The sequence below is a fragment of the Tropicimonas sp. IMCC34043 genome (genome assembly GCF_003390845.1).
In the GTDB taxonomy this organism is placed as follows: Bacteria; Pseudomonadota; Alphaproteobacteria; order Rhodobacterales; family Rhodobacteraceae; genus Tropicimonas.
In genome coordinates, this window is record NZ_QMEK01000001.1 from 1,132,196 (window position 1) to 1,157,911 (window position 25,716).

25 protein-coding genes, 1 tRNA gene and 1 pseudogene are annotated in these 25,716 nt (G+C 65.8%); 9 read left to right on the forward strand and 18 right to left on the reverse strand.

Features of this window, described 5'->3' with window-relative positions:
* Window positions 1-171: 171 nt before the first annotated feature.
* Window positions 172-558, reverse strand: a complete 387-nt coding sequence (locus tag DQG17_RS05280) for a lysozyme inhibitor LprI family protein (protein WP_232829329.1) — start codon at window positions 556-558, stop codon at window positions 172-174.
* A gap of 330 nt (window positions 559-888) precedes the next feature.
* Between DQG17_RS05280 and DQG17_RS05285 the strand changes: the two genes are divergently transcribed.
* From DQG17_RS05285 to DQG17_RS05305, 5 genes are all read left to right on the forward strand, one after another.
* The gene (locus tag DQG17_RS05285) at window positions 889-2,067 is read left to right on the forward strand and encodes an ABC transporter substrate-binding protein (protein ID WP_116131695.1); all 1,179 of its coding nucleotides are present in this window, start codon (window positions 889-891) and stop codon (window positions 2,065-2,067) included.
* A 121-nt stretch (window positions 2,068-2,188) separates the two neighbouring features.
* Entirely contained in the window at window positions 2,189-2,977 is a 789-nt protein-coding gene (locus DQG17_RS05290; protein WP_116131696.1) for an ABC transporter ATP-binding protein, read from the forward strand.
* Window positions 2,974-3,723 carry an ABC transporter ATP-binding protein gene (locus DQG17_RS05295; RefSeq protein WP_198666028.1) on the forward strand — a complete coding sequence of 250 codons (750 nt, stop codon included), beginning with the start codon at window positions 2,974-2,976 and terminating at the stop codon, window positions 3,721-3,723. The genes DQG17_RS05290 and DQG17_RS05295 overlap by 4 nt, the downstream gene beginning before the upstream one ends.
* A 66-nt stretch (window positions 3,724-3,789) precedes the next feature.
* Window positions 3,790-4,800: a branched-chain amino acid ABC transporter permease gene (locus tag DQG17_RS05300; RefSeq protein WP_116131697.1), complete on the forward strand. Its 1,011-nt coding sequence runs from the start codon at window positions 3,790-3,792 to the stop codon at window positions 4,798-4,800.
* Entirely contained in the window at window positions 4,797-6,089 is a 1,293-nt protein-coding gene (locus DQG17_RS05305) for a branched-chain amino acid ABC transporter permease (protein WP_116131698.1), read from the forward strand. The genes DQG17_RS05300 and DQG17_RS05305 overlap by 4 nt, the downstream gene beginning before the upstream one ends.
* A 213-nt stretch (window positions 6,090-6,302) precedes the next feature.
* On the opposite strand, the gene DQG17_RS05310 is transcribed toward DQG17_RS05305, so the two are convergent.
* The 3 genes from DQG17_RS05310 to DQG17_RS05320 are packed head-to-tail and all read right to left on the reverse strand — an operon-like array spanning window position 6,303 to window position 9,697.
* On the reverse strand, window positions 6,303-7,775 hold the full coding sequence (locus tag DQG17_RS05310) for a carboxypeptidase M32 (RefSeq protein WP_116131699.1): 1,473 nt from the start codon (window positions 7,773-7,775) through the stop codon (window positions 6,303-6,305).
* 3 nt (window positions 7,776-7,778) lie between these two features.
* Complete coding sequence (gene ctaA, locus DQG17_RS05315; RefSeq protein ID WP_116131700.1) at window positions 7,779-8,927, reverse strand: heme A synthase; 1,149 nt, start codon at window positions 8,925-8,927, stop codon at window positions 7,779-7,781.
* 26 nt (window positions 8,928-8,953) lie between these two features.
* Window positions 8,954-9,697, reverse strand: a complete 744-nt coding sequence (locus DQG17_RS05320) for an RNA methyltransferase (RefSeq protein ID WP_116131701.1) — start codon at window positions 9,695-9,697, stop codon at window positions 8,954-8,956.
* Between the two features lie 148 nt (window positions 9,698-9,845).
* On the opposite strand from DQG17_RS05320, the gene DQG17_RS05325 reads away from it, so the two are divergent.
* Window positions 9,846-10,463, forward strand: coding sequence for a thiamine phosphate synthase (locus DQG17_RS05325; protein WP_116131702.1), 618 nt, complete (start codon window positions 9,846-9,848; stop codon window positions 10,461-10,463).
* A 45-nt stretch (window positions 10,464-10,508) separates the two neighbouring features.
* Here DQG17_RS05325 and DQG17_RS05330 read toward each other — a convergent pair whose 3' ends face one another.
* From DQG17_RS05330 to DQG17_RS05340, 3 genes are all read right to left on the reverse strand, one after another.
* Window positions 10,509-11,351 carry a 1-acyl-sn-glycerol-3-phosphate acyltransferase gene (locus DQG17_RS05330; RefSeq protein ID WP_116131703.1) on the reverse strand — a complete coding sequence of 281 codons (843 nt, stop codon included), beginning with the start codon at window positions 11,349-11,351 and terminating at the stop codon, window positions 10,509-10,511.
* Window positions 11,348-12,163 (reverse strand): GNAT family N-acetyltransferase, encoded by an 816-nt coding sequence (locus DQG17_RS05335; protein ID WP_116132600.1) that lies wholly within the window; start codon window positions 12,161-12,163, stop codon window positions 11,348-11,350. The genes DQG17_RS05330 and DQG17_RS05335 overlap by 4 nt, the downstream gene beginning before the upstream one ends.
* 129 nt (window positions 12,164-12,292) lie before the next feature.
* Complete coding sequence (locus DQG17_RS05340; protein ID WP_116132601.1) at window positions 12,293-12,472, reverse strand: DUF3553 domain-containing protein; 180 nt, start codon at window positions 12,470-12,472, stop codon at window positions 12,293-12,295.
* A 28-nt stretch (window positions 12,473-12,500) separates the two neighbouring features.
* On the opposite strand from DQG17_RS05340, the gene DQG17_RS05345 reads away from it, so the two are divergent.
* Window positions 12,501-13,106, forward strand: a complete 606-nt coding sequence (locus tag DQG17_RS05345) for a histidine phosphotransferase family protein (RefSeq protein ID WP_369907986.1) — start codon at window positions 12,501-12,503, stop codon at window positions 13,104-13,106.
* Window positions 13,107-13,144: 38 nt separating this feature from the next.
* On the opposite strand, the gene DQG17_RS05350 is transcribed toward DQG17_RS05345, so the two are convergent.
* From DQG17_RS05350 to DQG17_RS05385, 9 genes and pseudogenes are all read right to left on the reverse strand, one after another.
* Window positions 13,145-14,452, reverse strand: coding sequence for a glutamate-5-semialdehyde dehydrogenase (locus tag DQG17_RS05350; RefSeq protein ID WP_255415653.1), 1,308 nt, complete (start codon window positions 14,450-14,452; stop codon window positions 13,145-13,147).
* Between the two features lie 19 nt (window positions 14,453-14,471).
* Window positions 14,472-15,596 (reverse strand): glutamate 5-kinase, encoded by a 1,125-nt coding sequence (proB, locus tag DQG17_RS05355; RefSeq protein ID WP_369907987.1) that lies wholly within the window; start codon window positions 15,594-15,596, stop codon window positions 14,472-14,474.
* Window positions 15,584-16,642 (reverse strand): GTPase ObgE, encoded by a 1,059-nt coding sequence (gene obgE / locus DQG17_RS05360; protein ID WP_116131705.1) that lies wholly within the window; start codon window positions 16,640-16,642, stop codon window positions 15,584-15,586. Before obgE ends, proB begins: the two co-directional genes overlap by 13 nt.
* On the reverse strand, window positions 16,639-17,691 hold the full coding sequence (locus DQG17_RS05365) for a GNAT family N-acetyltransferase (RefSeq protein WP_116131706.1): 1,053 nt from the start codon (window positions 17,689-17,691) through the stop codon (window positions 16,639-16,641). The genes obgE and DQG17_RS05365 overlap by 4 nt, the downstream gene beginning before the upstream one ends.
* Complete coding sequence (locus tag DQG17_RS21960; RefSeq protein ID WP_232829330.1) at window positions 17,692-18,237, reverse strand: GNAT family N-acetyltransferase; 546 nt, start codon at window positions 18,235-18,237, stop codon at window positions 17,692-17,694.
* Window positions 18,228-18,599 (reverse strand): hypothetical protein, encoded by a 372-nt coding sequence (locus tag DQG17_RS21965; RefSeq protein ID WP_232829331.1) that lies wholly within the window; start codon window positions 18,597-18,599, stop codon window positions 18,228-18,230. Before DQG17_RS21965 ends, DQG17_RS21960 begins: the two co-directional genes overlap by 10 nt.
* A gap of 147 nt (window positions 18,600-18,746) precedes the next feature.
* Window positions 18,747-19,016, reverse strand: a complete 270-nt coding sequence (gene rpmA, locus DQG17_RS05375) for a 50S ribosomal protein L27 (RefSeq protein WP_116131708.1) — start codon at window positions 19,014-19,016, stop codon at window positions 18,747-18,749.
* 32 nt (window positions 19,017-19,048) lie between these two features.
* A pseudogene (gene rplU, locus DQG17_RS05380) lies at window positions 19,049-19,420 on the reverse strand (50S ribosomal protein L21); the annotation flags it as partial.
* Window positions 19,421-19,633: 213 nt separating this feature from the next.
* The gene (locus DQG17_RS05385) at window positions 19,634-20,509 is read right to left on the reverse strand and encodes a DUF2059 domain-containing protein (protein WP_116131709.1); all 876 of its coding nucleotides are present in this window, start codon (window positions 20,507-20,509) and stop codon (window positions 19,634-19,636) included.
* 158 nt (window positions 20,510-20,667) lie between these two features.
* Here DQG17_RS05385 and DQG17_RS05390 point away from each other — a divergent pair.
* Window positions 20,668-20,757 (forward strand) — tRNA-Ser (locus tag DQG17_RS05390).
* Window positions 20,758-21,085: 328 nt separating this feature from the next.
* Here DQG17_RS05390 and DQG17_RS05395 read toward each other — a convergent pair.
* Together DQG17_RS05395 and DQG17_RS05400 are read right to left on the reverse strand one after the other, a co-directional pair.
* Window positions 21,086-23,740 (reverse strand): arylsulfatase, encoded by a 2,655-nt coding sequence (locus DQG17_RS05395; RefSeq protein WP_116131710.1) that lies wholly within the window; start codon window positions 23,738-23,740, stop codon window positions 21,086-21,088.
* A gap of 19 nt (window positions 23,741-23,759) precedes the next feature.
* Window positions 23,760-24,530, reverse strand: coding sequence for a hypothetical protein (locus DQG17_RS05400; protein ID WP_157973530.1), 771 nt, complete (start codon window positions 24,528-24,530; stop codon window positions 23,760-23,762).
* A gap of 160 nt (window positions 24,531-24,690) precedes the next feature.
* Here DQG17_RS05400 and DQG17_RS05405 point away from each other — a divergent pair, with 160 nt between their 5' ends.
* On the forward strand, window positions 24,691-25,704 hold the full coding sequence (locus DQG17_RS05405) for an AraC family transcriptional regulator (protein ID WP_198666029.1): 1,014 nt from the start codon (window positions 24,691-24,693) through the stop codon (window positions 25,702-25,704).
* Window positions 25,705-25,716: the final 12 nt, after the last annotated feature.

A 25,716-nucleotide genomic window follows, 5' to 3' on the forward strand; every position in this document is an offset into this window, starting at 1 on the left:
ATCCTCCGCCAATCGGTTTCTCGGGGTGCAGGGTGTATATCCGCTCGGGCAGACCTTGGAAACGACAATATTCCGGCAATCCTCGGCGGCTTTGCCGGGATGGTCGACACTTGCGGCCGACCCGCGCGGTCGCGACCCGAGGCGCATCGGCCCGGCCGAGCGGCCGCGGGCTCAGCGGGCGTAGGTCAGCAGATCCTCGACCCGCGCCCGACCCAGCATGATGCGGCAGGATTCGATGGCAATCCCGGTTCCCGAGCCGCCGCCATAGGTCGCGCCGACAAAGGCGCAATGGGCATCGCGATAACCCGCCCAGGCCGCCTGCCCGGCCGTCAGCGCCGGTTCCGCGACCGACCGCCCGGTTATCCGGTCAAGCTCGACCGCCGAGGTCATCGCAAATCCCAGCGCGGCGTCGACGGCCGCATCGACCCGGCCGAGCGTCTCGTGCACGCAAGCGCCGATCTCTATCTGGCTGCTGCCGGGACATTCCATGTCGGGTCCTGCCAAAGCGCCCGAGGCGAGAAGGAAAAGGGCTGCGGCAAACTTGATCGTTCGGGTCATCGCGGTCCCCTATGCTGCACACTGTCGCTGACAGGCACCGGGCAGAGGCCCGATCCGTCACCCGCCGGTGTCAGCCGACGGACCCTGCAGATTGCGCCATTTCCCTGCAATGCGGTCAAGAGCGCTCGTATTGGCGACTTTTGTCGCGGCACGGTCGCCGAAGGCTCTCTGGATGCCGTGTCGCGACCTTGTTCAGAACCCGCACGACCGGCCCAAACCCCTGCACCGCCACGGGGGATGGCACCGGCTTTAGCCATTGGGAACGCTTTTCAATCGGCAAAATGACGCCTAACCTCCGCCCCGGGACGACCTGAAACAGGGAGATTACGTATGAGGAAACTTCTGCTGGCAAGTGCAGCGACAATGCTCGCCACCGCCGCGACCGCCGAAGAGGTAAAGATCGGTGTTCTGCTGGGCTTCACCGGTCCGATCGAATCCATGGCGGTTCCGATGGGGGCTGGCGCCGAACTCGCCCTCAAGGAAGTCAGCGACAGCGGCAAGCTTCTGGGCGGCGATACCGTCGTGCCGGTGCGTGCCGACTCGACCTGCGTCGACGCCGCAGCGGCCACCGCAGCGGCCGAACGGCTGATCACCTCGGATGGGGTCAAGGGCATTGTCGGCGCGGCCTGCTCGGGCGTCACCGGCGCGGTTCTGGCCAATGTCGCGATGCCGAACGGCATGGTCATGATCTCGCCCTCGGCCACCTCGCCGTCGCTGTCGACCGCCGAGGACAACGGCCTGTTTTTCCGCACCGCGCCGTCCGATGCCCGTCAGGGCGAAGTGATGGCCGACATCCTGATCGGCAACGGCATCAAGTCGGTTGCCCTGACCTATACCAACAACGACTACGGCAAGGGCCTCGCCGACAGCTTTGAACAGGCGTTCACGGCCGCGGGCGGCGAGATCACCATTTCGGCCGCGCACGAGGACGACAAGGGCGACTATTCGGCCGAGGTCGGCGCGCTGGCCTCTGCCGGCGGTGACCTGCTGGTGGTCGCAGGCTATGCCGACCGCGGCGGCGCCGGCATCGTGCAGGCCTCGCTCGATACCGGCGGGTTCGACACGTTCCACTTCCCCGACGGCATGGTGTCGGATTCGCTGACCGCCAAGTTCGGCGACGCGATCGACGGTTCGACCGGGCAGATGCCGGGCAACGACACGCCGGGCGCCGAGAAATACGCCGAGCTTGTCAACGGCGCCTTCGACGCGACCGCGATCTTCTCGGGCGAAAGCTATGACGCGGCGGCGCTGATCCTGCTGGCGATGCAGGCGGCGGGCTCGGCCGACCCCTCGGTCTACAAGGACAAGGTGATGGATGTCGCCAACGCGCCGGGCGAGCAGATCTTCCCCGGCGAGCTTGTGAAGGCGCTCGATATCCTCGCCGCGGGCGGTGACGTCGACTACGTCGGCGCGACCGCGGTCGAGTTCCTGCCGGTCGGCGAATCGGCTGGCAGCTATCGCGTGGTCGATGTCGAGGACGGCAAGTTCGTGACGCTCGGCTATCGCTGAGCAGCCGTCCGAACGGCAACTAGTGCCGTTCCGGCCACAATTTGCGCAGTGTCGAGCGGCCCGGATCTTTCCCGGGCCGTTCGTCTGTCCTAAGACGACGCGCCAGCACGAAGGAACGCGAATGATACGGGTCGAGAACCTGCACCGGCATTTCGGCGGTTTCCATGCCGTCGACGGGGCCAGCATCGAGATCGCCGAAGGCTCCATCACCGGGCTGATCGGCCCCAACGGCGCCGGCAAGTCGACCCTGTTCAACGTCATCGCGGGTGTGCTGCCGCCGACTTCGGGGCGGGTCTTCATGGGCGATCACGACATTACCGGGCTGCCGCCGCACGAGCTGTTCCACAAGGGCCTGCTGCGGACCTTCCAGATCGCGCACGAGTTCGGATCGATGACGGTGCGCGAGAACCTGATGATGGTGCCGGGCGACCAGGCCGGCGAAACCCTGTGGAACACCTGGACCCAGCGCCGCCGGATCGCGCGCGAGGAAAAGGCGCTGCGCGCCAAGGCCGACGAGGTGCTGGCCTTCCTGACCATCGACCATCTGGCCGACGAGAAGGCCGGCAATCTTTCGGGCGGGCAGAAAAAGCTGCTGGAACTGGGCCGCACCATGATGGTCGATGCGAAGATCGTCTTCCTCGACGAGGTCGGCGCCGGGGTGAACCGGACGCTTTTGCGCACCATCGGCGACGCCATTCTGCGCCTGAACCAGGAACGCGGCTATACCTTTTGCCTGATCGAGCACGACATGGATTTCATCGCCCGGCTTTGCGATCCGGTGATCTGCATGGCCGAGGGCAAGGTGCTAGCAGTGGGCAAGGCCCAGCACATCATGGAGAACGAGGCAGTGATCGAGGCCTATCTGGGCACCGGGCTGAAAAACCGCGTCAAGGCGGAGAGCCAGGCATGAGCGGCGCCGACCCGCAGATGGCGGGCAAACCCGAGCCTTTCCTGATCGGCGAGGCGATGACCGGCGGCTATGGCCGCGGCGCGGACATCCTGCACGACTGCACCATTGCCGTCGACAAGGGCCAGATCGCGGTGATCGTCGGCCCGAACGGCGCCGGCAAGTCGACGGCGATGAAGGCGGTGTTCGGCATGGTCGATCTGCGGCTTGGCGCGGTGCGGCTCGACGGACAGGACATCACCGCGCTGACCCCGCAGGCCCGGGTCGCCATGGGCATGGGCTTCGTGCCCCAGACCCACAATATCTTCACCTCGATGACGGTCGAGGAAAACCTCGAGATGGGCGCCTTCCTGCGCCAGGACGACATTCGCGGCACCATGGAGCAGGTCTATGAGCTGTTCCCGATCCTGAAGGACAAACGCCGTCAGGCCGCCGGAGAGCTTTCGGGCGGCCAGCGCCAGCAGGTCGCAGTCGGCCGGGCGTTGATGACGCGTCCCTCGCTTCTGATGCTCGACGAACCGACCGCCGGTGTCTCGCCCATCGTCATGGACGAGCTTTTCGACCGGATCATCGAGGTCGCCCGCACCGGCATCTCGATCCTGATGGTCGAACAAAATGCCCGGCAGGCGCTCGAGATTGCCGACAAGGGCTATGTGCTGGTGCAGGGCAGCAATGCCCACACAGGATCCGGCAAGGCGCTGCTGGCCGATCCGCAGGTGCGAAAAAGCTTCCTCGGGGGGACGGAATGATGGCACCCGGCCAGCCCGCCGCCCCGGCCCGACCCGGCCGCAACCGCCCCAGAAGGAACGGCTGACATGGATATTCTCAACGCCGTCGTGGTGCTCGCCAATTTCGTGCTGATCCCGGCGCTGTCCTATGGCAGCCAGCTTGCGCTCGGCGCGCTCGGGGTGACGCTGATCTATGGCATCCTGCGGTTCTCGAACTTCGCCCATGGCGACACCATGGCCTTTGGCGCCATGGTGACGATCCTGTTCACCTGGGCCTTTCAAAACATGGGGATCTCGATCGCGCCGCTGCCGACGGCGCTGCTGGCCCTGCCCTTCGGCATCGTGGTCACGGCCGCCCTGCTGCTGGCGACCGACCGCGTGGTCTATCGCTTCTACCGCCAGCAAAAGGCCAAGCCGATCATCCTTGTCATGGTGTCGCTCGGCGTCATGTTCATCCTCAACGGCATCGTCCGCGTCATCATCGGCCCGGGCGAGCAACGGTTCGAGGACGGCGCGCGGTTCATCATCAATGCGCGCCAGTTCAAGGAGATGACGGGTCTTGAGGAGGGGCTGGCCTTCAAGGCATCGCAGGGGCTGACCATCGTCGTCACGATCATCGCGGTCGCGGCGCTGTTCTGGTTTCTCGACCGCACCAAGATGGGCAAGTCGATGCGCGCCTATTCCGACAACGAGGATCTCGCGCTGCTGTCGGGGATCAACCCCGAACGGGTGGTGCGGATCACCTGGATCCTCGCTGCGATCCTCGCCACCACCGCGGGCGTGCTCTATGGCCTCGACAAGTCGTTCAAGCCCTTCACCTATTTTCAGCTGCTGCTGCCGATGTTCGCAGCCGCCATCGTCGGCGGGCTTGGCAATCCGCTCGGCGCGATTGTCGGCGGCTATATCATCGCCTTCTCCGAGGTCACGCTGACCTATGCCTGGAAGAAGGTCGCGACCTACTTCCTGCCGGCCAGCCTGGCGCCTGACAGCCTGATGCAGCTGCTGTCGACCGACTACAAATATGCGGTCTCGTTCACGATCCTGGTGATCGTGCTGATCTTCAAGCCATACGGCCTGTTCCGGGGAAAAGCGGTATGAGAAACGCAGCCCTCTTCGCCCTCGTTGCGGCGCTTTATATCGCGACCGGCATGATGCAAAGCTGGAACACGGCGCTGGCGATCTTCAACATGGGCCTGATCTCGGCGGTCATGGCGCTCGGCGTCAATATCCAGTGGGGATACGCGGGGCTTTTCAACGTCGGTATCATGGGCTTCGTGGCACTTGGCGGGCTGGCGACAGTCCTCGTCTCGATGCCGCCGGTGACCGAGGCCTGGGCCGCGGGCGGTGCGCGCATGCTGGCCGCCCTCGCCTTCGGCGCCGGCACGATCGCTGCGGGCATCGCGACCTTCCGCCGGATGCAACCGGGGCGCCGACGCGCACTCGCGGTCGCCGCGATCTTTGCCGTTGGCTTCGTGCTCTACCGCTGGGCCTTCGATCCCGCGCGCGACGCGATCGAGGCGATCGATCCGGCCTCCACCGGCTATCTCGGCGGGCTTGGCCTGCCGATCCTGATCGCCTGGCCGGTCGGCGGGTTGCTGGCCGCGGCGGCGGCCTGGGGCATCGGCAAGACAGCGCTTGGCCTGCGCTCGGACTACCTTGCCATCGCGACGCTCGGCATCGCCGAGATCATCATCGCGGTCCTGAAGAACGAGGACTGGCTCGGCCGCGGGGTCAAGAACGTCGTCGGCCTGCCCCGTCCCGTCCCCTACGAGATCGACCTGCAGGACACCCCCGAATTCGTCGCCCGCGCCACCGAGCTTGGGCTCGACCCGGCCACGGCCTCCTCGCTCTGGGTCAAGCTGTGCTATACCGGCCTCTTCGCCGCCGTGCTGCTGGCGTTGATCCTGCTGACGCAACTGGCGTTGAAATCGCCCTGGGGCCGGATGATGCGGGCGATCCGCGACAATGAGGTCGCGGCCGAGGCGATGGGCAAGAACGTCACCCGCAGGCATCTGCAGATCTTCATCCTCGGCTCTGCGATCTGCGGCATGGCCGGGGCGATGATGACCACGCTCGACGGGCAGTTGACGCCAGGAACCTATCAGCCGCTGCGCTATACCTTCCTGATCTGGGTGATGGTGATCGTCGGCGGGTCGGGCAACAACTGGGGCTCGGTGCTGGGCGGCTTCCTGATCTGGTGGCTGTGGATTCAGGTCGAACCGATCGGCGGTTTCGTGATGAACCTGATCACCATGCCGCTGCCCGAGGACTCGGGGCTGCGGCTGCATCTGCTCGACAGTGTCCAGCACATCCGCCTGCTGACCATGGGTGTCGTGCTGCTGCTGGTGCTGCGATTCAGTCCCCGCGGCCTGATCCCCGAGAAATAAGGCGTTCGGCGGGGCAAACTCATTGCCCTGCCGGCACGCGGCCGGTCAAAGCGTGGCCGCAATCGTCGACGCCGGTTATTCCTTGGCGATGCGGCTGGTCAGCCCGCCCTTCGGCATCCGCGATATCGGCGACCTGCTGGCGGTGTTCAGCGCCGCGCTGGTCGTGCTCATCGCCATAATGAGCGGCCCTCGGAGGCCGCGCCCCGCGCCGACTCACAGATCGTAGAGATCCGCGAACTTCGTTTCGAGATAGCGCAGCAGCGGCTGGGCCGAAACCGCGGCACCGGTCGCCTGCGCGATCAGCGCCGGCGCCTCGTAAAGCCCGCCATATTGCTGCACCCTCTCGCGCAGCCAGCCCGTCGCCGGCCCGGCATCGCCCGTGGCAAGCGCAGGCTCCCATTCCGGCACGTCGCGCTGCAATGCCTCGAACAGGCAGCCCGCATAGACGTTGCCAAGCGTGTAGGTCGGGAAATAGCCGAACAACCCGACCGGCCAGTGAACGTCCTGCAGCACCCCGTTCGAGGGCCGGTCGACCGCCACCCCGAAATCGGCCTTGAACCGGTCGTTCCAGGCCGCCTCGAGGTCGGCCACCTCCAGCGCGCCCCGGATCAGCGCCCGTTCCAGATCGAAGCGCAGCATGATGTGCAGGTTGTAGTGCACCTCGTCGGCTTCGGTGCGGATATAGCCCGCTTCGACCCGGTTCATCGCGCCATAGAAGGCGTCCGCCCCTGCGACCCCCATGTCACCGAAGGCCTCGACGCAGCGCCCGTGCAGCCAGCCCGCAAAGGCCCGGCTGCGGCCAAGCTGGTTTTCATAGATCCGGCTCTGGCTTTCGTGCACGCCCATCGACACCCCGGTGCCGAGCGGGGTCAGCAGATAGGCCCTGTCGATCCCCTGTTCGTAACAGCCATGGCCGGTCTCGTGGATCGTCGAATAAAGACAGCCGAAGATCTCGTCGGGGCTGGTGCGCGTGGTGATCCGTACGTCAAGCCCGCTGCCCGAACTGAACGGATGCACCGCCTTGTCGATCCGTCCGCGGTCAAGGTCATAGCCGAAGGCGCGCGCGCACTCCGTGGTCAGCCGCAGCTGCGCCGCCTCGTCGAACGGCCCCTGCAGGATGGCCATGTCACGCCCGCTGCCAAGGATGCGCTGGCGCAGATCGACCAGACCGGGACGCAGGCTGTCGAACAGCGCCGCAATCGCCGCCCCCGACATCCCGGGTTCGTGGCCGTCCAGAAGGGCGTCATAGGGATCGCCGCCATCGGCCAGCGCGGCGGCCTCGGCGCGGGCCAGATCGACCACCTGCGCCAGCGTCGGCAGGAAGGCCGCCACGTCGTCGGCGGCGCGCGCCTCGGCCCAGATCCCCTGCGACAGGCTGGTGACGCGCGCGATCTCGGAGGCCAGATCGACCGGCACCTTCATGGCGCGGTCATAGGCACGCCGGATCAGCCGGATCTGGGCGCGGGCGACGTCATCCGAGGGCTCTGCCGCGGCCAGCCATTCGCCGACACGCGGGTCGCTGCGGCGGCCGTGCAGCACCTTTTCAAGCGCTGCCATTTCCTCGGCGCGTTGCGGCGCGGCGCCCCGCGGCATCACCGTCTCCTGATCCCAGCTCAGCCGCCCGAGAACTTCGGCCAGGGCGTGAGTGTCACGGGTGAAGGCAAGCAACGCGTCATAGGCCGTCATGCGCTATTTCCTTTCCCGCACCGATTGCACCACTGGATAGCCCGCCATGTGCCGTGCCCGCAGCACCAGCACCCAGACCGCCACCGCGACCAGCTGATGGGTCAGCGCCACATGTGCCTGCGCCTGAGTCAGAACCGCCACGACGCCCAGGACCGCCTGCCCGAAAATCATCACCATCATCCAGTCAAAGGCGCGCCTTGTGCGCAGATGCGCGCTGCTGCGGCTCTGCCACCAGACGAAAAGCCCGAACAGGAACACGCCATAGCCGACCATACGGTGGACGAACTGCACCAGCCCCGGATCCTCGAAGAAGTTGCGCCAGATGGGGCTCAGCTGGAACGGATCGGGCGGAAAGAAGCCGCCGGCCATCAGCGGCCAGTCGTTGAAATTTCGCCCGGCATCGTTGCCGGCCACCAGTGCGCCGAGCAGCACCTGCACCAGCAGCGCGCCAGCCAGACCCGCCGTCAGCCGCCAAAGCCGCGCCTCGCGCAGCCGCCGCGCCTGCATCAGCACCCGGTCGGGGCGGGACAGCTGCATGACATGCCAGGCCAGCACCCCGAGGATCACGAAGGCAAGTTCAAGGTGGATCGCCAGCCGATAGGGCGCGACATCGACCATGCCGGCCCCCAGCCCCGAAGAGACCATCCACCAGCCGACGGCGCCCTGCAGACCCCCAAGCAGCCCCGGCAGGACCAGACGCCAGGTCCAGCCCGTCGGCACCTGACGGCGCAGCAGGAAATAGCCAAGCCCCAGCGCCCAGACCAGCCCCACAAGACGGCCAAGCTGCCGGTGGCCCCATTCCCACCAGTAGATCCCCCTGAACTCGTCGAGCGTCATCTGGGAGTTCTGCAAGGCGAATTCCGGGATCTGCTGGTATTTCGCGAACTCGCCCTGCCAGGCTTCGTCGGACATCGGCGGGATCGCACCCGTCACCGGGGCCCATTCGGTGATCGAAAGCCCGGCATCGGTCAGACGGGTCAGCCCGCCGACGGCGATCATGGCGACGACCAGCGCGAAAAGCACGATCAGCCACAGCCGGATCGCGCCGCGGGCGCCGGCATGGGCGCGGTCGATCACACCGGTTCGGGCAACCGGCGGTGCCTCGCGCTTTTCCGTGCCCACGTCTTCGAAAATGCTGCGTTTTGCGGCCATATCAGATAACTCCTGTCGCGGGAGGCTCAACCTTCGCCGTCGTCGGTTCCGTTCGGGGCGAGCTTGCGGCGGGTCAATTGCCGCAACATGCCGTGAAAGATCTGCACGTCGCTTGGGCTCAGCGCCAGACGCGACAGCATGTTGCGCACCGTAACCTTCATCCCCGGTGCCTTGGTCGGCGGAAAGAAGAACCCGGCCTGATCGAGCCGGGTCTCGAAATGATCGGCCAGCCGTTCGACCTCGATCGCGGGGGCCCGCTCGATCTCGTCGCCCTCGGGCAAGTCAACGGCCTGGCGGCGCCACTCATAGGCCGTCAGCAGCACGCATTGTGCGAGGTTGAGCGAGAAGAATTCGGGATTCACCGGCACCGTGATGATCGCTTCGGCCCGGGCGATGTCCTCGTTTTCCAGACCTGCACGCTCGGGCCCGAACATGATGCCGACCCGGCCGCCCGCAGCCGTCGCCGCCCGCGCCTCGGCCATGGCGGCCTCCGGCGTCAGCACCCGCTTGCTCAGCCCGCGGCCACGCGCCGTGGTGGCATAGACATGGGTGCAATCGGCAATCGCCTCGGCCGTGGTGGCAAAGATCCCGGCATGGTCCAGTACCCGGCCCGCACCGCTTGCCAGGGCGGCCGCGCGCGGGTTCGGCCAGCCGTCGCGCGGATCGACCATCCGCATCCGGTTCAGCCCGAAATTCCACATGGCCCGCGCCGCACCACCGATGTTCTCGCCCATCTGGGGGCGCACGAGGATGAAGACGGGATCGGGCATTGGCTCTCGCTTTGTCTGTCAGGCCCCGAGGTGATACGCCGCCCCCGGCCGGCCTTCAAGGCGCGGTCCCGGGGCTGCATGGGGCATGGTGCCCCGCCTGAAAGAGCGCTATAGGGCGCAAAACCAATCCAGAAGCCGGAACTGAGCCATGGCCGAGCCCGAACAGCCGCAGATCTATCTGATCACCCCCCCCGAGATCGAATTATCGATCTTTCCTGCCCGTCTTGCGCGGGTGCTGGATTCGCGCCCCGTCGCCTGCGTGCGGCTGGCGCTGGCCGGGCGCGACGAGGACGCCATCGCGCGGGCTGCCGATGCCTGCCGCGAGGTCTGCCATGGCCGCGACGTGGCGCTGGTGATCGCCGATCACCTGCTGCTGGTCGAACGCCACGGGCTCGACGGGGTGCACCTTGGCAATTCCAGGGGCATCCGCGACGCCCGCAAGGCCTTGGGAGAGGACGCCATCGTCGGCGCCTTCTGCGGCGCCTCGCGGCACGAAGGGATCACCGCAGCCGAGGCCGGAGCCGACTATGCCGCCTTCGGGCCGGTTTCGGACACGGCTCTTGGCGACGGCACGGTGGCCGACCGCGACCTGTTCGAGTGGTGGTCCGAGATGATCGAAGTTCCGGTCGTGGCCGAAGGCGGGCTAAGCCCCGCCCTGGTAGAGGCCCTGTCGCCGGTCACCGATTTCCTCGCCATCGGCGACGAGATCTGGTCGGCGGAAGATCCGGTGGCGGCGCTCGACCGGCTGGTGCCGCGGCTGGGCTGAGGGCGGGCCTCTCAACACAGCCAGACCGATGCAGGGAAGACGGGCTCAGCTGTCCGAGATCTGCACGGGACCCGGGATCCCGGACCGCACCGCCGTCTCACAGGCGGCGGCAAGCGCCTTTCGGCCCGCGAAATCTGCAACGCGGAGCGCCGGGTGATAGATCACCTCGACCGAGCCCTGCCGGGGCGCCGCGAGGATCTTCAGCAGATGCGGCCCGAAATCCATGTCGCCCCACCAGCCATAGAATCGCGGATCCTCGCCCTCTGGGGCGGTATAGACCACGGTTACCGGCTGAACCTGCAGGCCCGGCCTCAGGTGCTCGGTAAAGAACGCCTGAAACAGCGTTGTCTTGAAGGGCAGAATGCGGCGCCCGTCGGTGCTGGTCCCTTCGGGAAAGAACAGCAGCTTATGCCCCGCCATGAGCCGGGTCTCCAGAACGCTCGTGTGGTCCCTTGCCTCGCGTCGGTCGCGGTTGATGAATACCGTTCCGGTCGCCCGGGCAAGCCAGCCGATGCCGGGCCAGGCCGCGACTTCGGCCTTCGAGACGAAATAGATCCGCTGCGCGGCATTGAGCGAAAAGATGTCGAGCCAGCTCGAGTGGTTCGAGACCACCGCCCCGCCGCCCAGAATCGGGGTGCCGCGCACGCGGCGTTGGATACCCAAAAGGACGAAGGCGGCGGTACAGACGAAGCGGGTCAGCCAGGGCGTGACCGGGCGGCGCAGCCCGAACAGCGGCCGTTCCAGCAGCCGCAGGATCAGCATGATCGCAAGGCAGCCAAAGGTGACGATCGCCAGCGGCAGGCCGCGCCGAACCACCCGCACCCAGTCGCCCACGCTCAGGCGGCGCGCCGCCTCGGGTGGCGCCTCGGACCGCCAGGTGGCGCTCATCCCCGTGTCCCGGTGCCGGAATAGCCGGAATAGAGCGCCCGTTGCCGCACGTTCATCCGCGCGGTGTCCATCACCAGGCAGACATCGGTGGTATTGAATTCGTGATCGATGAAGGCTCCGTCGCCGACGCAGCCGCCAAGCCGGAGATAGCCCTTGATCAGCGCCGGGATCTGGCGAACCGCCTGCGCCCGCACCACCCGGTCCTCGGGCAGGATATCCATCGGTGCGCTGTGCTCGGGCAGCGCCCGCACCCGCAGCTCGGGCGGCGCCAGATGGCCATGGTGCAGAAACGACAGCGGCTGTGCCAGCGCCGCGACGTCGGTGCCATGGAAGCTCGCCACGCCGAACAGCACCTCGATCTGGCGGTCGAGGATATAACGCGCAAGCCCGTTCCAGAGGTGGTACATCGCCGTGCCGCCCCGACACTCGGGATGCACGCAGGAGCGGCCGAGTTCCAGCAGGCGCCGGCCAGAGTCGAGCAGCGGGGTCAGGTCGTATTCGCCGGCGGAATAGAACCCCCCCGCCTCGACCGCCCGTTCTCCGGGCATCAGGCGATAGACGCCCACCACATGGTCGAGCGCCGCGGCATCGCGCGCCGGATCTACCAGCACCAGATGGTCATAGAACGGATCAAAGCGGTCACGCTCCAGCCGCGCCTCGTGGTCGACCAGCGGCCCGTCACCGCCCAGCTCGGCCACGAAGACCTGATAGCGTAGGCGATGCGCAGCCAGAAGATCGGCCTCGGACTCGGCCAGTCGGACCTCGAACTGCGGGGCGGCGGCCGCGCGGGCTACGGGCTGGGAACCTGTCATCATGTCCCGCGGGTCTTTAGGGGCTTGCCGGCAGCTTGGCAAGCATTCGCCTGAGCCGCGGCTTGACCTGTGTCGCGGTCCCGGTAGTGTGATGGTGAATCTGGCAATGGTTCTGCGTTGTTGCGGGGATCAGGGCAATTCCGGTCGAAGGGCAATAACACGCCCGTCGATCGTGACCTTGCCGGCGTGTTCGAAATTGACGGTGATCCGTTGGTCGATGCGCGACTGTACCTGTCCCAGCCCCCAATCGGGCTGATTGGGGTGGCGCACAAGCATGCCGGGTTCGAGAAATGCGTTCAGGTCCATCATGGACCCATTGTGACCCGGAAGGCCGCGCATGTCCAATGACAGGATGACGAGCGACACCGATCTTGGCGACCTGATCGGTTCTCGGATCTGCCACGATCTGATCAGCCCGATTGGCGCGATCGGCAACGGGGTCGAGCTGTTGACCATGGACGGTCAGGTGGGGCCGGAACTGGCCCTGATCGCCGAGAGTGTGGCCAATGCCAACGCAAGGATCCGGTTCTATCGGGTGGCCTTTGGCCATGCCTCTGGCGACGCGGGTCTGGCGCGATCCGAGATACTGTCGATCCTGAAGGCCTATTATGGCCAAGGCCGGGTAAAGGTGGCCTGGGAAGTGCCCGTCGACTGTCGGCGCAGTGAGGCCAAGGCCGCATTCCTGGCGCTGCTCTGCCTTGAAACAGGCGTGCCGTTCGGCGGCCAGATCCGGGTTGGCCGCAGCGGCGTGCACTGGCAGGTCGAGGCAACCTCCGAAAAGTTGCGGATCGAGGACGAGGTCTGGAACTGGCTCGGTGCCGGACCGCGGGCCGAACTGACCCCGGCGCGGGTGCATTTCGCGCTGCTGCCCGAGGCGGTCGAAAACCTCGGCCGGCGGCTGGACGTGCAGCGGACAGAGGGCGGGATCGTCATCGGGTTCTGACCCACCCCCGGCCCATCGCGGCCCGGGCATGGGGGCGGTCACCTGCGGATCGTGCCGTCGCCGTCGACAAGGTACTTGAAGCTCGTCAGTTGCTCGGCCCCCACGGGTCCGCGGGCGTGCATCTTGCCGGTGGCGATGCCGATCTCGGCCCCCATGCCGAATTCGCCGCCATCGGCAAACTGGGTCGAGGCATTGCGCATCAGGATGGCACTGTCGAGCCGCTGGAAGAACCGCTCTGCCGTAGCGTCATCCTCGGTCAGGATCGCCTCGGTATGGCCCGACCCGAAAGTGCGGATGTGCGCGATTGCCTCGTCAACATCATCCACAACCTTCGCTGCGATCACCATATCCATGAATTCCTTGCCGAAATCATCATCCCCGGCGGGAACGGAACCGGTCATCCCGCGGGCCCGCACCTCGACCCCGGCGGCAATCAGGTCATCGACGATCTGCTGGCCGAGGCTGTCGGCCAGATCGCGATGCACCAGCAGGCATTCGGCGGCACCGCAGATGCCGGTGCGGCGGGTCTTGGCATTCATCACCACGCGGCGGGCTTTCTCGGGGTCGGCGGCCTTGTCGACATAGACATGGCAGATGCCCTCGAGATGGGCAAAGACCGGGACCCGTGCCTCGGCCTGGACAAGCCCGACAAGCCCCTTTCCGCCGCGGGGCACGATCACGTCGATGGTGCCGACCATGTGCAGCATCTCCGAGACCGCAGCGCGATCCCGGGTCGGCACGCGCTGGATCGCATCTGCGGGCAGGCCTGCGGTGGCAAGACCCTGCACAAGGCAGGCATGGATCGCGGCCGAGGAATGAAAGCTCTCGGACCCGCCGCGCAGGATCACGGCATTGCCGGATTTCAGGCACAACGCTCCGGCGTCGGCGGTCACGTTGGGCCGGCTTTCATAGATCACGCCCACGACGCCAAGCGGCGTGCGCACCCTGCGAATGTGCAGCCCGGACGGCATGTCCCATTCGGCGATGGTCTCGCCCACCGGGTCCTTCTGAGCCGCAACCGCGCGCAGCCCGTCGGCGGTGCCGCGGATGCGGGTCTCGTCCAGCATCAGCCGGTCCAGCATCGCCGGTGACAGCGCCTTGGTGCGGCCGAACTCCATATCCTTGGCGTTGGCAGCCAGCACCTCGGCGCGGCGGTCCCACAGTGCATCGGCCGCAGCAAGCAGCGCGGCGCGCTTCTGCTCGGGCGTCGCAAAGGCCAGTTCGGCCGCCGCCGTGCGGGCGCGGGCGCCGATGTTGGCCATCAGGGCGGGAATGTTGTCGGCGAGGTCCTTCATGGCGGCATTTCCCACAGGTTGAACGGTCGGAACTGGGGCGTGGTTTCCCAAACGCGGCGGCAAGCGGCGGCTAGAGCACCATGTCGTCGCGATGGATCAGAACGGCCCGTCCTGGATAGCCCAGGATCGCGGCAATGTCACCGGAGCGATGCCCGGCAATGGCGCGTGCCTCGGCGCTGGTATAGCGCGACAGCCCCTGCCCCAACTGGCCATGGGGGCCGCGGATCGTCACCGGCTCGCCACGGCCGAAGTCGCCCGCAACCGCGGTGATCCCGGCCGGCAGCAGCGACTTGCCCGCCGCCAGCGCCTGCGCAGCCCCTGCGTCGACACGAATCTCGCCATGCGGTTTCATCGAGGCGATCCAACCCTTGCGCGCGGCCTGCGGGTCGCCCTGGGCGACGAACCGGGTGCAGGCCGCCCCCTGCCCCAATGCCGACAGCGGATGCAGCACCGAGCCTTCGGAGATGATCATGGCGCAGCCTGCCGCGGTCGCAGTCTTGCCGGCCATCAGTTTGGTCTTCATGCCGCCCTTCGACAGCCCCGAGGCGGCGTCGCCGGCCTGCGCCTCGATCTCGGGCGTGATTGCCTCGATCACGTCATAGCGGCGCGCGGCGGGGTCCTCGAGCGGATTGGCGGTGTAGAATCCATCGACATCCGACAGCAGCACCAGCAGATCGGCGCCAACGGTCACGGCCACCTGCGCGGCCAGCCGGTCATTGTCGCCAAACCGGATCTCGTCCGTGGCGATGGTGTCGTTTTCGTTGACGATCGGGATCGTGCCCATCGACAGCAGCGTCGCCAGCGTGGCGCGGGTGTTGAGGTAGCGTCGGCGATCCTCGGAATCGTCGAGCGTCAGCAGGATCTGCGCGGCGGTAATGCCATGCGGCGCCAGTGCCGCCTGATAGGCATGCGCGAGGCTGATCTGCCCCACGGCCGCCGCGGCCTGCGATTGTTCCAGCGGCAGCGGTCCGGGGGCAAGCCGCAACGTCGAGCGCCCGAGCGCGATGGAGCCAGACGAGACCAGGATCACGTCGGTGCCGCGCGCGCGCGCCGCCGCGACATCGCTGGCAAGGGCGCGCAGCCAGTCGGCGCGCAGCAGGCCCGTCGCACGATCCACCAACAGCGCCGAGCCGATCTTGACCACCAGACGTCGGGCGGTATCGACCGACGGCAACACGCAGGTCAGGGTTTCCACGACGTGTCCTCGTTTTCATCCCCATTTTCGCGCAGCACGGCGGCGCGTTCGGCGGCGCGACGGGCGTCGATCTCGGATCGGACGGCGCGCAGCACCGGGGTGAGACCCTCGCGGGTCACGCCCGACATCGGCCAGACCCGGCCGCCCGACGCCTCCTCGAGCGCCGCGATCCGTTCGGCGCGTTCCTCGTCGTCAAGCGCGTCGATCTTGTTCAGCGCGGTGATCCGCGGCTTGGTGGACAGCCCGGCGCCATAGGCCTCGAGCTCGCCGATAATGGTCCTGTAGTCGGCGGCCACGTCCTCGGACGTTCCGTCCACCAGATGCAACAGCACCGCACAGCGTTCGACATGGCTGAGGAACCGGTCGCCGATGCCGCGGCCTTCATGCGCGCCCTCGATCAGGCCCGGGATGTCGGCGACAACGTATTCGGCATTGTCGATGCCGACCACGCCGAGGTTCGGGTGCAGGGTCGTGAACGGGTAGTCGGCGATCTTCGGACGCGCGTTCGAGGTGGCCGCCAGAAAGGTCGACTTGCCGGCATTGGGCAGACCCAGCAGGCCGGCATCGGCGATCAGCTTCAGCCGCAGCCAGATCGTGCGTTCGACGCCCGGCTGGCCCGGATTCGCGCGGCGCGGCGCCTGGTTGGTCGAGGTCTTGAAATGCAGGTTTCCGAAGCCGCCGTTGCCGCCGTGCGCAAGCACGACGCGGTCGCCCACATTCGCCAGATCGGCGATCACGGTTTCCTCGTCCTCGTCAAGGATCTCGGTCCCCGCCGGCACCTTCAGCACGATGCTTGCGCCATCGGCACCGGTGCGCTGCTTGCCCATGCCGCCCTGGCCGTTCTTGGCAAAGAAATGCTGCTGATAGCGGAAGTCGATCAGCGTGTTCAGCCCGTCCACCGCCTCGGCCACGACATCGCCGCCGCGGCCGCCATCGCCGCCGTTCGGCCCGCCGAACTCGATGTATTTCTCGCGCCGGAACGCAACAGCCCCGCCGCCGCCACTGCCCGAACGGATGAAGACCTTGGTAAGATCGAGAAATTTCATCGGCGTGCCTCGAAATTGTAACGTGTCAGGCGATAGATCGAAACCGGCGCAGGCTCAAGTCTGGCGGCAGAGCTCGCCATGCCCTCGCCGATCTTCTCGAACCCGAGCTTTTCCAGCACCCGGCCCGAGACCGGGTTATCCTCGAAGTGGTCGGCGGTCAGGATTTCAAGCGGGAAGCTGCGGAAGACGGCGGCGACGAGGGCCGACAGCGCCTCGCTGACCAGTCCTGCATTCCAGCATGATTTATCTAGCAGAAACATGATACTTGAAGTGCTTTCTTCGTCCATCGGTGAAATCCCGGTCAGGCCGATCAGCGTGCCGTCGGGGCGGCACAGACCAAGGCAGAACCCGGGTCGGCCCTGCCAGGCGCGGTGGGCGATCCAGGCCTCGGCTGCGTCCTCGGGCCAGGGACAGGGGATCGAGCCCATCATCGGGGCGATATCGGGGTTGCCGGCAATCGCGATCAGCCGCGGTGCGTCGGCGGCCGTCAGTGGCCGGCTGCGGGTGCGCGCGGTCACAAGGTTGGGTAGCCGGCGGCGTGCCTCCCATCCGGCGCGGCAGAGCCGCAGCAGACGACCGTCGACCTCGATCCCGCGGGCGCGCGACAGGCGGCGGCGGGACCCGACCTCGGTGAAGCCGAGTTTGGCCAGCACCGCGGCAGAGGCCGTGTTTTCAATGTCGTGCCCGGCCTCCAGATCGTTCCGGGACGGATCCGCGAACCAGTGATCGACCACGGCCGCGGCTGCCTCGGTCGCATAGCCATGGCCCCAGGCATCGCGGCGCAGCCAATAGCCAAGCTCGCCATCGCAGGAGATGACGCCGATCAATGCGCCCTCCCGGCAGATCGCCCAATGGTCGGGGCGCCCGCTGGCATGGCTCAGAAACGCGTCGGCGTCCGACGCCTCATAGGGGTGCGGCACCGCCGTCAGCCAGCGCGACACCTCAAGATTGCCGACGCCCGCGATCACGTCGGACGCGTCGGACCCGCGCAGGGCCCTGAGCGTCAAGCGGGGCGTCACAATCCTGTATTCGTCCCGCTGATCAAACATTTATCTGAGCTTCTTCAAGTAGGTCCAGGTCGGCACGGAACTGTTGCGGGCGACAGAAAATGCCTCGGCATCGCCGAGATAGGTGAAGCCTGCATTGGTCAGCACCCGGGCCGAGATCTGGTTATCCTGAAAGACCTCGGCAAAGATCGTGTCGCTGTTCTGCGGATTGGCGGCAAGCAAGGCGCGCACCGCCTCGGAGGCGAGGCCGGTATTCCACAGGATCGGCGCCACCCAATAGCTGATCTCGGACTTTGCCTTGGCATCTTCCATCCGGGTCAGGCTGATGACACCCACCAGTTCGCCCAGCCCCGAAGGCGTGCCGTCGAGCGCCCAGACATCCTCGCGCCGGTTTTCAGCCAGACTGCGGGCGATATAGGCCTCGGCCGTGCCCGGCGGCAGCGGATGCGGGATCGAACGGGTGGCGCGGGCGACGCGCTGGTCGCCCGCATAGAGGTCGAGCAGACCCTTGTCGGATTTTTGCAGCGGCCGAAGTGTGACCCGCGCCGCAGGTATGACCGGCTGTCCGGAAATGCTTTTCAGTTCCAAGATTTTTCCCTCCAATTCGGCAATACAGCCGGTGCCGCCGAAGCGTTCCGGGCGAGTTGCCGCCTCCTCCCAAAGGCCGCTGCGCCGGAACGACCGGCACCGAGCGTCGTGATTAGAATGGCAATGGCCGTGCCGGCCTGCAAGCCGACGTGACCGTGGAGCTGCGCCGCGAGGCCTGCCAGCGGCAGCTCGAACGGACGCAGCAGAAGCCGCGACAGCAGCCCCGGAACGCAGGTCGCGAGCGCATCGGGCTGCCAACGGATCTGCGCCGCACGGAATGCGGCAAGGCTGATCAGCGCCAGCAACGCCTGCAGCCACGCCACCGAACCGGACCGCCGGACGGCACCGCGACGGGTCGCCATGCCCGCCCTGCCCGCTGCGTCTTGAATGGCCATGCCCTTGTCCTTCCATCCCCGATGGCTTCCGGCCGTCGGGGGCCAGAAACACCGAAGGGGATCGGCAGTGTCGCCGATCCCCTTTTTCGATTTCCCTAACGGGCGAGATCCGGCTTACTCGGCGGCCTCTGCAAGCGGAAGCACCGAAATGAATGTGCGGCCCTTGAAGCCCTTGCGGAAGGCCACGTTGCCTTCGACCGTAGCGAAGATCGTGTGATCCTTGCCTTGGCCTACGCCTTCGCCCGGCCACCACTTGTTACCGCGCTGACGCACGATGATGTTGCCGGGATTGACGGCCTGGCCGCCATAGATCTTTACACCGAGGCGGCGACCGTCGGAGTCGCGACCGTTGCGGGATGAACCGCCTGCTTTTTTGTGTGCCATATCGCTCTACTCCTGTCTCAGGCCTCGACCGCCTCGACGGCGGCGGGCTTGGGGGCCTTGGCGGCACCGATGGCAGCCTTCACGCCGGTCGCATCTGCGCCCGATTCAAGGATTTCAGTCACCCGCAGCAGGGTCAGCTGCTGGCGGTGACCACGGGTGCGCTGCGAGCCATGCTTGCGGCGCCGCTTGACGAAGGTGATGACCTTGTCGGCCTTGATCTGGTCGATCACCTCGGCCTGCACGGCCGCACCATCGACCATCGGCGCGCCGATTGCGGTGCCGACCATCAGGATCTCGTTGAATTGCACGGTTTCGCCGGCAGTGGCTGCCAGCTTCTCGACGCGCAGGATATCGCCCGACTTCACGCGATATTGCTTGCCGCCGGTCTTGAGGACCGCAAACATGGGTCGTTCCTTTTCGTCTTCCGCGTCCTTCTTGGTCCCCTTGCGGGCGTTCACGCCGGTTTCCCGGCACCTCGGACAGCGCGTCCTTGCGGACTGTTTCTTCATCCACCCCATCGTGAACCGACAGGAGCGCCGCATATGGCGTGAAACCCGTGGTCTGTCAAGACCGTGCAGCCCGCCGCAAACCCGGTTCAGCCCCGGTGCGGGCGGCTGTCAGAGGTCCTCGCCGCCCATGTAGCGGGCCGCCGCGAGGCCAAGCTGGCGCGAGACATCGGTGAAGACGGTGTCGAAGGCGGCGAACAGCGCCGAATTCAACGCCTGCCCCGCATCGCTGGCCGAAAATGCGATATACTCCGCGATGTCGGTGTCGCTCAACGGCTCATAGGCCATGAACAGATAGGAATAGACCCAGGCGTCCGATTCCTCGCGGATCTGCGGCTCCTCGGACCAGACCTCCTCCAGCATGTCTGCCTGCGCGCGCGGCGCGTCGAAGGCGCCAGCATCGTTCAGCGCCGCATAGAAGGCGAAATTGGCATTGAGCGCGCCGGTTACGTTGTTCTCGACCAGGTCGAGCACCGCCACCAGATCCTCGATCAGCGCCAGCCGCGGCGCGCTGTCGGCCTGCCGGCCGACCAGCATCTCGCGGCTGGCCTCCACGACCGAAGGCGACAGCATGGCGCGGCGCGCATCGAGTTCGAGCGTCACCACCCGCCGGCCGAGATCGGTGCGGTAGAACGCGACCAGGTCCGCGATCTGCTCGGGCGTCAGGCGGTCGGACAGGATCGACGCAATCTCCGCCTGCATCCCGTCGGTGTCGTAGATCGCCGACACCTGATCCGACCAGGCCGCGCCGCCACGGCCGGGAAACATCTCGTTGCCGATATCCTCGCCCGAGCGCAGCCCCTCGTCGCGCATGACCGCGAGAAGCGGGGCAATCTGCATGGCCTCGATCAGATCCGAGACCCCTGCCGTGGCCACCGTCCCTTCGGTCAACCGCACGACAGGCGCGGTCTCGGCCACGCCGGGTCCCGCGAGGACGGGAGGCGAAAACGCCAGCACGAATGTTGCAAACAAGGCGCGAAGCGACATGAGCGACTCCTTTTGGCCGATGCTAGCGTCAGAACGCGGCAAGCACAAAACCCCGCTGGGCCGCCGCACCCGGTGCAGGCGCAACAACGCCGAGAAAAAGCACTTGCAACGCCCCGGCTTCGCCACTACACCGCCGCAACCCAGACCAAGGGTGGCGCGGAGAGGTGCCGGAGCGGTCGAACGGGGCGGTCTCGAAAACCGTTGTGGGGGCGACTCCACCCAGGGTTCGAATCCCTGTCTCTCCGCCATAATACCTAAATAATACCATATAATTTCAAAGCGTTACGGGCTTATTGGTCCGGGCGCTTGAAGTTCTGCCCCATGCTCTGCACCTATCCAGCCCCCGGATTTTGACGGACAAACGGCCCGTAACTCGATTACGGAACCGTGAGAAGCTGTTGCGCTCGCCGTGGACAACGCGACCGAACGCAACTGCGACTGGTGCCTTCGCGGCCTGTGCCCGACGAGGCTGTAGTGCAATTTCATCCCCAAAGCCCCCTTCGGCCAACGCCGACAGGTCGTGCTGCGGCCCTGCGGGCGTGAGCTATTGGACGCGACGAACCTGACAATGCAATCTCAGTGATCGACGAACTGAGGGCCGACCCGCGATTCGGGTGGCGGCGCTTCAGTCAGAAATCCTCGGCGGCGATCGGGAGGTCCAATACGGCAACCACCATCGAACCAACCGACCGCTTGTGCGGAGCGGCCATTCGTCTTTCTCCATTCGTTTCGGGCCGCGCGACTGCGTTGCGCATTCAGGATGCAGGCGTCACCAGGAACCTGCACCCCTTTGGTTGCGCTCCGGGCTCTGTCCGCCACCGGGAACGGGGCCTCCACCTCCCGTTCTGCCCGGCCGTTCAACGTCGCGTCGGCACCGAGGTACTCGACCCGTGCCCCTTCGATCGTGCCGTTAAATTGGAACGGCGCCTGGTCGTAATACTCGATCCCGACGGGCGACCCGAGGTCGATGCCGAAGTCGAGAGCGTCATTGGCCGTGAAGCCGAGCGGCGCACTGACCGGCACCACGCCCGAAGCGACGTCCTGGCCGTCGACTTTCATCACCACGTTCAGCGGGCCAGCCGGGCGGCGTTCGACGTAGCTTGTCTCGACATCGATCGTCACTTTGCCGACGGGAAGTCTTTCGGCTGCCTTGATATGGGTGCGCTGAACCTCGAACAGGTTGTATTCATAGGACAGCACCCCGTCCTTGACGTACAAGGCAAGACCGGCCGAGAAGCCGCCGAGCGCGTAGATGACGCCATCGGCATTTTCCGGCACATCCACGACGACACTCACGAGGTTGTGCTTGTTGCCCAATGTCGGCGCCGCGAATTCCGGCATCCGCGTGATCGCACCGGGAAAGGTCCACGATGTGTAGGGAGGCGCGATCTTGAGCTCGGGGTGCAGGACCGGGATCCACAGGCCACCGCCGACCGGCAGGCCCTTGTTCCTGGTGAGCTCGATCAGGAACCGGTCCTTGAGCGCGGCCAGCTTCTCGGGCATGGCTGCGGCCAGATCTTCGGCTTGAGACCAGTCCTTGCTGAGGTCATAAAGCTCCCACCTGTCCTGATCCGGTTTCCATTCGAGGATGCCTTCCGGAATTCCGGGAACCCAGGGGGCGCGTGGGCCAAAGGCAGAGGCCATCCACCCCTCGTGATAGAGCCCGCGACTGCCCATGATATCGAAATACTGGGTGTGCCGCACCTCTTCCGCGGTGGCGTCGTCGAAGGTCTCGGCAAAGCTGACGCCGTCGAATGTCTCCTGCGGAACGCCGTTGACCACGCGCGGCGGCGTGATGTCCAGGATGTCGTAGATGGTCGGGACCACATCGATGACATGCAGAAACTGCGACCGCGGCGCCGCGTCAGGCGCGATCTTCGCAGGCCAGCGAATGGCGAGAGGATTTCGTGTGCCGCCAAAATGCGAGGCAATCAGCTTGGTCGCCTGGTAGGGCGTGCTTCCCGCCCAGGCCCAGCCGGCGTGATACATGTTGTCGGTCTTGTCCGAGCCCAGCACATCGAGGCCACCCAGCGTATCGAGTGCCTGGATCTGTTCCTCGGTGGTGCTGGGAATGCCGTTTTGCGCCAGCAATTCGCTGATCGTGCCGCTCTGGCCTTCGGCAGAGGCGCCATTGTCACCCCAGATGTAGAAGATCAGCGTGTTGTCGCCATACCCGAGTTGGTCGATCTCGTCGACGATGCGGCCGATCTGGACGTCCACATGCTCTGTAAACCCGGCGAACACTTCCATCAGGCGCCGCTGGAACGGCTTCTGCTCGTCCGGAATCGACGCCCAGGAAGCCAGCGTGTCGGGCCGCGGCGTCAGCTTGGCATCATCGGGAATCCATCCCTGTTCCATTTGGCGCTGGAACACGCGTTCCCGGTAATTGTCCCAGCCGTCGTCGAACTTGCCCTTGTATTTGTCAGCCCATTCCTTGGGGACCTGGTGCGGACCATGGGACGCGCCGCTCGCCCAGTAGAGGAAGAAGGGCTTGTCCGGGACAAGGGCTTTGTGCGTCCGGAGCCAACCGATCGCGTCGTCCGCGAGGTCCTCGCTCAAGTGGTAGTAATCGTGGCCGCCGGAGGTATGCGGCGTCTCCACATAGGTCGTATTGCGGACGAGCATCGGCTCGTATTGGGATGCCTCGCCGGCAAGGAAACCATAGAAATACTCGAAGCCATAGCCCGTGGGCCAGTTCTCGAACGGGCCAGCGGCCGTCGTCTCGTTGGCGGGCGTGTTGTGCCACTTGCCGAAGGCCGCCGTGCTGTAGCCGTAGTCCTTCAGCACCTCCGCCACCGTGGCACTGCTCTTGGGAATCATCCCCCGGAAGCCATCCCAGTCGTTCGCGAGTTCGGTTATCTGGCCGTTGGCAACCCGCTGATGGTTGCGTCCCGTCAACAGCGCCGCCCGCGTTGGCGAACACATCGCGGTTGTGTGGAAGCGCGTGAACGCGATCCCCTCCTCGGCGATCTCGCTCAGTGTCGGCGTGTGGATCTCTCCGCCGAACGTGTCCGTCTGGGCCGGCCCGACGTCGTCGATGAGAACGATCAGGATATTCGGCGCGTCCTCGGGAAGTCGGCTCTCGACCGGAAGTGGACTGTAGACCGAATCCTGCATGGTCAGGGCCGCCGTGCTGCCCGATGGTTTCGGCGGGAACGGCAGCACTTCCTGTGCCGCAATCGGTCCCGCCGCGAGAATTAACGAAGTAACGACGATTGCAGTCCGTAGCATTGGTCTCCCTCCCTTATTTTCAGAACCTGAACGTCGCGCCGATAAGCGGACCGGTCTGGCTCACGTCGAAAACGAGGCCATCCTCCTCGTAGTCGACCGCGAGGTAGCGCCACCCGACGGTCAGGCCGAACCGCTCGTTGTAGGAATAGGTGGCGCCGGCCATCAGGCTCCATTCGAGATCGGCCCCGACGCCAAAACCGCCGACCTCTGCGCTCCCGAAGAGGTTCCAACGATCAGTGACCGTATACTGGCCGGCAATTCCGATCAGAGGATCGACCCAGCTTGCATCGCTGTTTTCCCTGATCTTCCCGAGGCCGGTGGCGGGCTGCGTCTTGACGGTGAATTCGTTGTCGAGCCACCAGGCACGAACACCGACATAGGCGTCGATGTTGTGCATGTCGCTCCGTGCAATCGTGCGGCCGACAGCGAAGGCAAGATTGGATGTCCGGCTTCGGACCTCGATACTGTCCACGACAGCGCCTCCGATCCCCTCGGTCGAGGTCGTCTGGACCGCCGATCCGTCGAAGAAGAGCACCCACGGGCCGTTGCGTGCGCTGGCGAAAAGGAAGACGCCATAGTCGAGATCGTCGAGAATGTCCCCGAACGACAGTGAGACGTCCTGGGATGGCAATCCAGGCAGGGCGCCGAGGTCTCCGTCGAGTCCCGCAAGCCAGCCATAGGGCGTCACGGTGAATTCCCAGTCCGACTGCGCCTGCGCCGCACCTCCCGCAGAACCTGCGGCCAGCGAAGCGCCGAACACAAACGTCCGAGCGAGCCTACGGATATCCATCGGATGTTCTCCCCTCTGCCCTGTGAACCAAGGTTAACAAAGGCCGGGCCGAGCAAACTTGCGCAGCGTCAAGTTGCAATGGAGACAAACTGATCAATTTGCGACAGACTGAGGAATGTCGTCCGTTCCGCTCCAGAATATCCGGGCTTGGAAGCCGGTCATGCGCGGCGTCGCCGAAGTGGTCTCACCACGCGTCATCGACCGTGGCTTGAGGTCTGTTGGCCTTAGTCGGACGCTCCTCGATGGGCCGCCGATCTTTGTGCCCTACGCGCTCCAGGCGGAATTCGCCGAAAGCGTCGCCCGCCAGACCGGCGAGCGACATCTCGGTGCCCTTATTGTCTGCCGATGCGGGTATGAAGATCTCGATCTCTATGCGAAATACGTCCTTGCCGCTCCCCGCCTGGACTTGGCCTTCTCCCGCGGCATTCGGGCACTCCGGTTTCTGCAATCGGGAGCGTTGGTGCGTGTTCGCGATGCCGGCGACAACGTCGTCCTTCAATTCGGTTCGGGCATCCAGTCTGTCGTCGGGGCCCGCCATATCGACGAAAGCACGCCGTTGCTTCTGATCGACCTTGTGCGTCACTTCCTCGGTCCGGACTGGCGCCCGGACTGGGTGGAACTGCCGCATCGGCCATGCAACGGCGATGCCACGCTCGACGACGTCTACGAAACTCCAATCCGATACGGCCGCCCTCTTCCCGGAATAGCAATCCGCAAGAACGTGCTTGGCGCGCGCAATCCGAAGTCCAACGGCGCAGCGATCGCAACCGTGTTTGCGGACCTGAGGACGATGATCCGCTGCCGTCCACCAGAGAGTGTGACGCAGGTCCTGCGCGACGTTCTGATCCTGCAAACTGTTTCCGGCGACCTCTCCGAGGAGACTGTTGCCGCCCGAATGGGCCTTGGGAAACGGACGCTGCAGCGACGCCTGGCAGCGGAAGGCCACAACTTCGTTGATCTCCTTGCGTTATTCCGCGCGGAACGGGCCAAGGCGCTCCTGATCGAGACCGAATTCTCACAGCAGCAGATCGCAGCTTCTCTGGGGTATCGGGAAGTGAACAGCTTCCGCCGAGCATTCCGCAACTGGACCGGAATGACGCCGGCGGAGTTCCGGGCCAACCACCTCAAGTCCTCGCCTGGTCTTTGCTCTGAACCTTCATATGTTTCCAATTGAAGCGGCAGTTTC

Excerpts from the sequence above, each read along its gene's own strand:
- DQG17_RS05280 (WP_232829329.1), bottom strand. The coding sequence starts at position 558 with ATGACCCGAACGATCAAGTTTGCCGCAGCCCTTTTCCTTCTCGCCTCG.
- DQG17_RS05285 (WP_116131695.1), top strand. The coding sequence starts at position 889 with ATGAGGAAACTTCTGCTGGCAAGTGCAGCGACAATGCTCGCCACCGCC.
- DQG17_RS05290 (WP_116131696.1), top strand. The coding sequence starts at position 2,189 with ATGATACGGGTCGAGAACCTGCACCGGCATTTCGGCGGTTTCCATGCC.
- DQG17_RS05295 (WP_198666028.1), top strand. The coding sequence starts at position 2,974 with ATGAGCGGCGCCGACCCGCAGATGGCGGGCAAACCCGAGCCTTTCCTG.
- DQG17_RS05300 (WP_116131697.1), top strand. The coding sequence starts at position 3,790 with ATGGATATTCTCAACGCCGTCGTGGTGCTCGCCAATTTCGTGCTGATC.
- DQG17_RS05305 (WP_116131698.1), top strand. The coding sequence starts at position 4,797 with ATGAGAAACGCAGCCCTCTTCGCCCTCGTTGCGGCGCTTTATATCGCG.
- DQG17_RS05310 (WP_116131699.1), bottom strand. The coding sequence starts at position 7,775 with ATGACGGCCTATGACGCGTTGCTTGCCTTCACCCGTGACACTCACGCC.
- ctaA (WP_116131700.1), bottom strand. The coding sequence starts at position 8,927 with ATGGCCGCAAAACGCAGCATTTTCGAAGACGTGGGCACGGAAAAGCGC.
- DQG17_RS05320 (WP_116131701.1), bottom strand. The coding sequence starts at position 9,697 with ATGCCCGATCCCGTCTTCATCCTCGTGCGCCCCCAGATGGGCGAGAAC.
- DQG17_RS05325 (WP_116131702.1), top strand. The coding sequence starts at position 9,846 with ATGGCCGAGCCCGAACAGCCGCAGATCTATCTGATCACCCCCCCCGAG.
- DQG17_RS05330 (WP_116131703.1), bottom strand. The coding sequence starts at position 11,351 with ATGAGCGCCACCTGGCGGTCCGAGGCGCCACCCGAGGCGGCGCGCCGC.
- DQG17_RS05335 (WP_116132600.1), bottom strand. The coding sequence starts at position 12,163 with ATGACAGGTTCCCAGCCCGTAGCCCGCGCGGCCGCCGCCCCGCAGTTC.
- DQG17_RS05340 (WP_116132601.1), bottom strand. The coding sequence starts at position 12,472 with ATGATGGACCTGAACGCATTTCTCGAACCCGGCATGCTTGTGCGCCAC.
- DQG17_RS05345 (WP_369907986.1), top strand. The coding sequence starts at position 12,501 with ATGTCCAATGACAGGATGACGAGCGACACCGATCTTGGCGACCTGATC.
- obgE (WP_116131705.1), bottom strand. The coding sequence starts at position 16,642 with ATGAAATTTCTCGATCTTACCAAGGTCTTCATCCGTTCGGGCAGTGGC.
- DQG17_RS05365 (WP_116131706.1), bottom strand. The coding sequence starts at position 17,691 with ATGTTTGATCAGCGGGACGAATACAGGATTGTGACGCCCCGCTTGACG.
- DQG17_RS21965 (WP_232829331.1), bottom strand. The coding sequence starts at position 18,599 with ATGGCGACCCGTCGCGGTGCCGTCCGGCGGTCCGGTTCGGTGGCGTGG.
- rpmA (WP_116131708.1), bottom strand. The coding sequence starts at position 19,016 with ATGGCACACAAAAAAGCAGGCGGTTCATCCCGCAACGGTCGCGACTCC.
- DQG17_RS05385 (WP_116131709.1), bottom strand. The coding sequence starts at position 20,509 with ATGTCGCTTCGCGCCTTGTTTGCAACATTCGTGCTGGCGTTTTCGCCT.
- DQG17_RS05395 (WP_116131710.1), bottom strand. The coding sequence starts at position 23,740 with ATGCTACGGACTGCAATCGTCGTTACTTCGTTAATTCTCGCGGCGGGA.
- DQG17_RS05400 (WP_157973530.1), bottom strand. The coding sequence starts at position 24,530 with ATGGATATCCGTAGGCTCGCTCGGACGTTTGTGTTCGGCGCTTCGCTG.
- DQG17_RS05405 (WP_198666029.1), top strand. The coding sequence starts at position 24,691 with ATGCGCGGCGTCGCCGAAGTGGTCTCACCACGCGTCATCGACCGTGGC.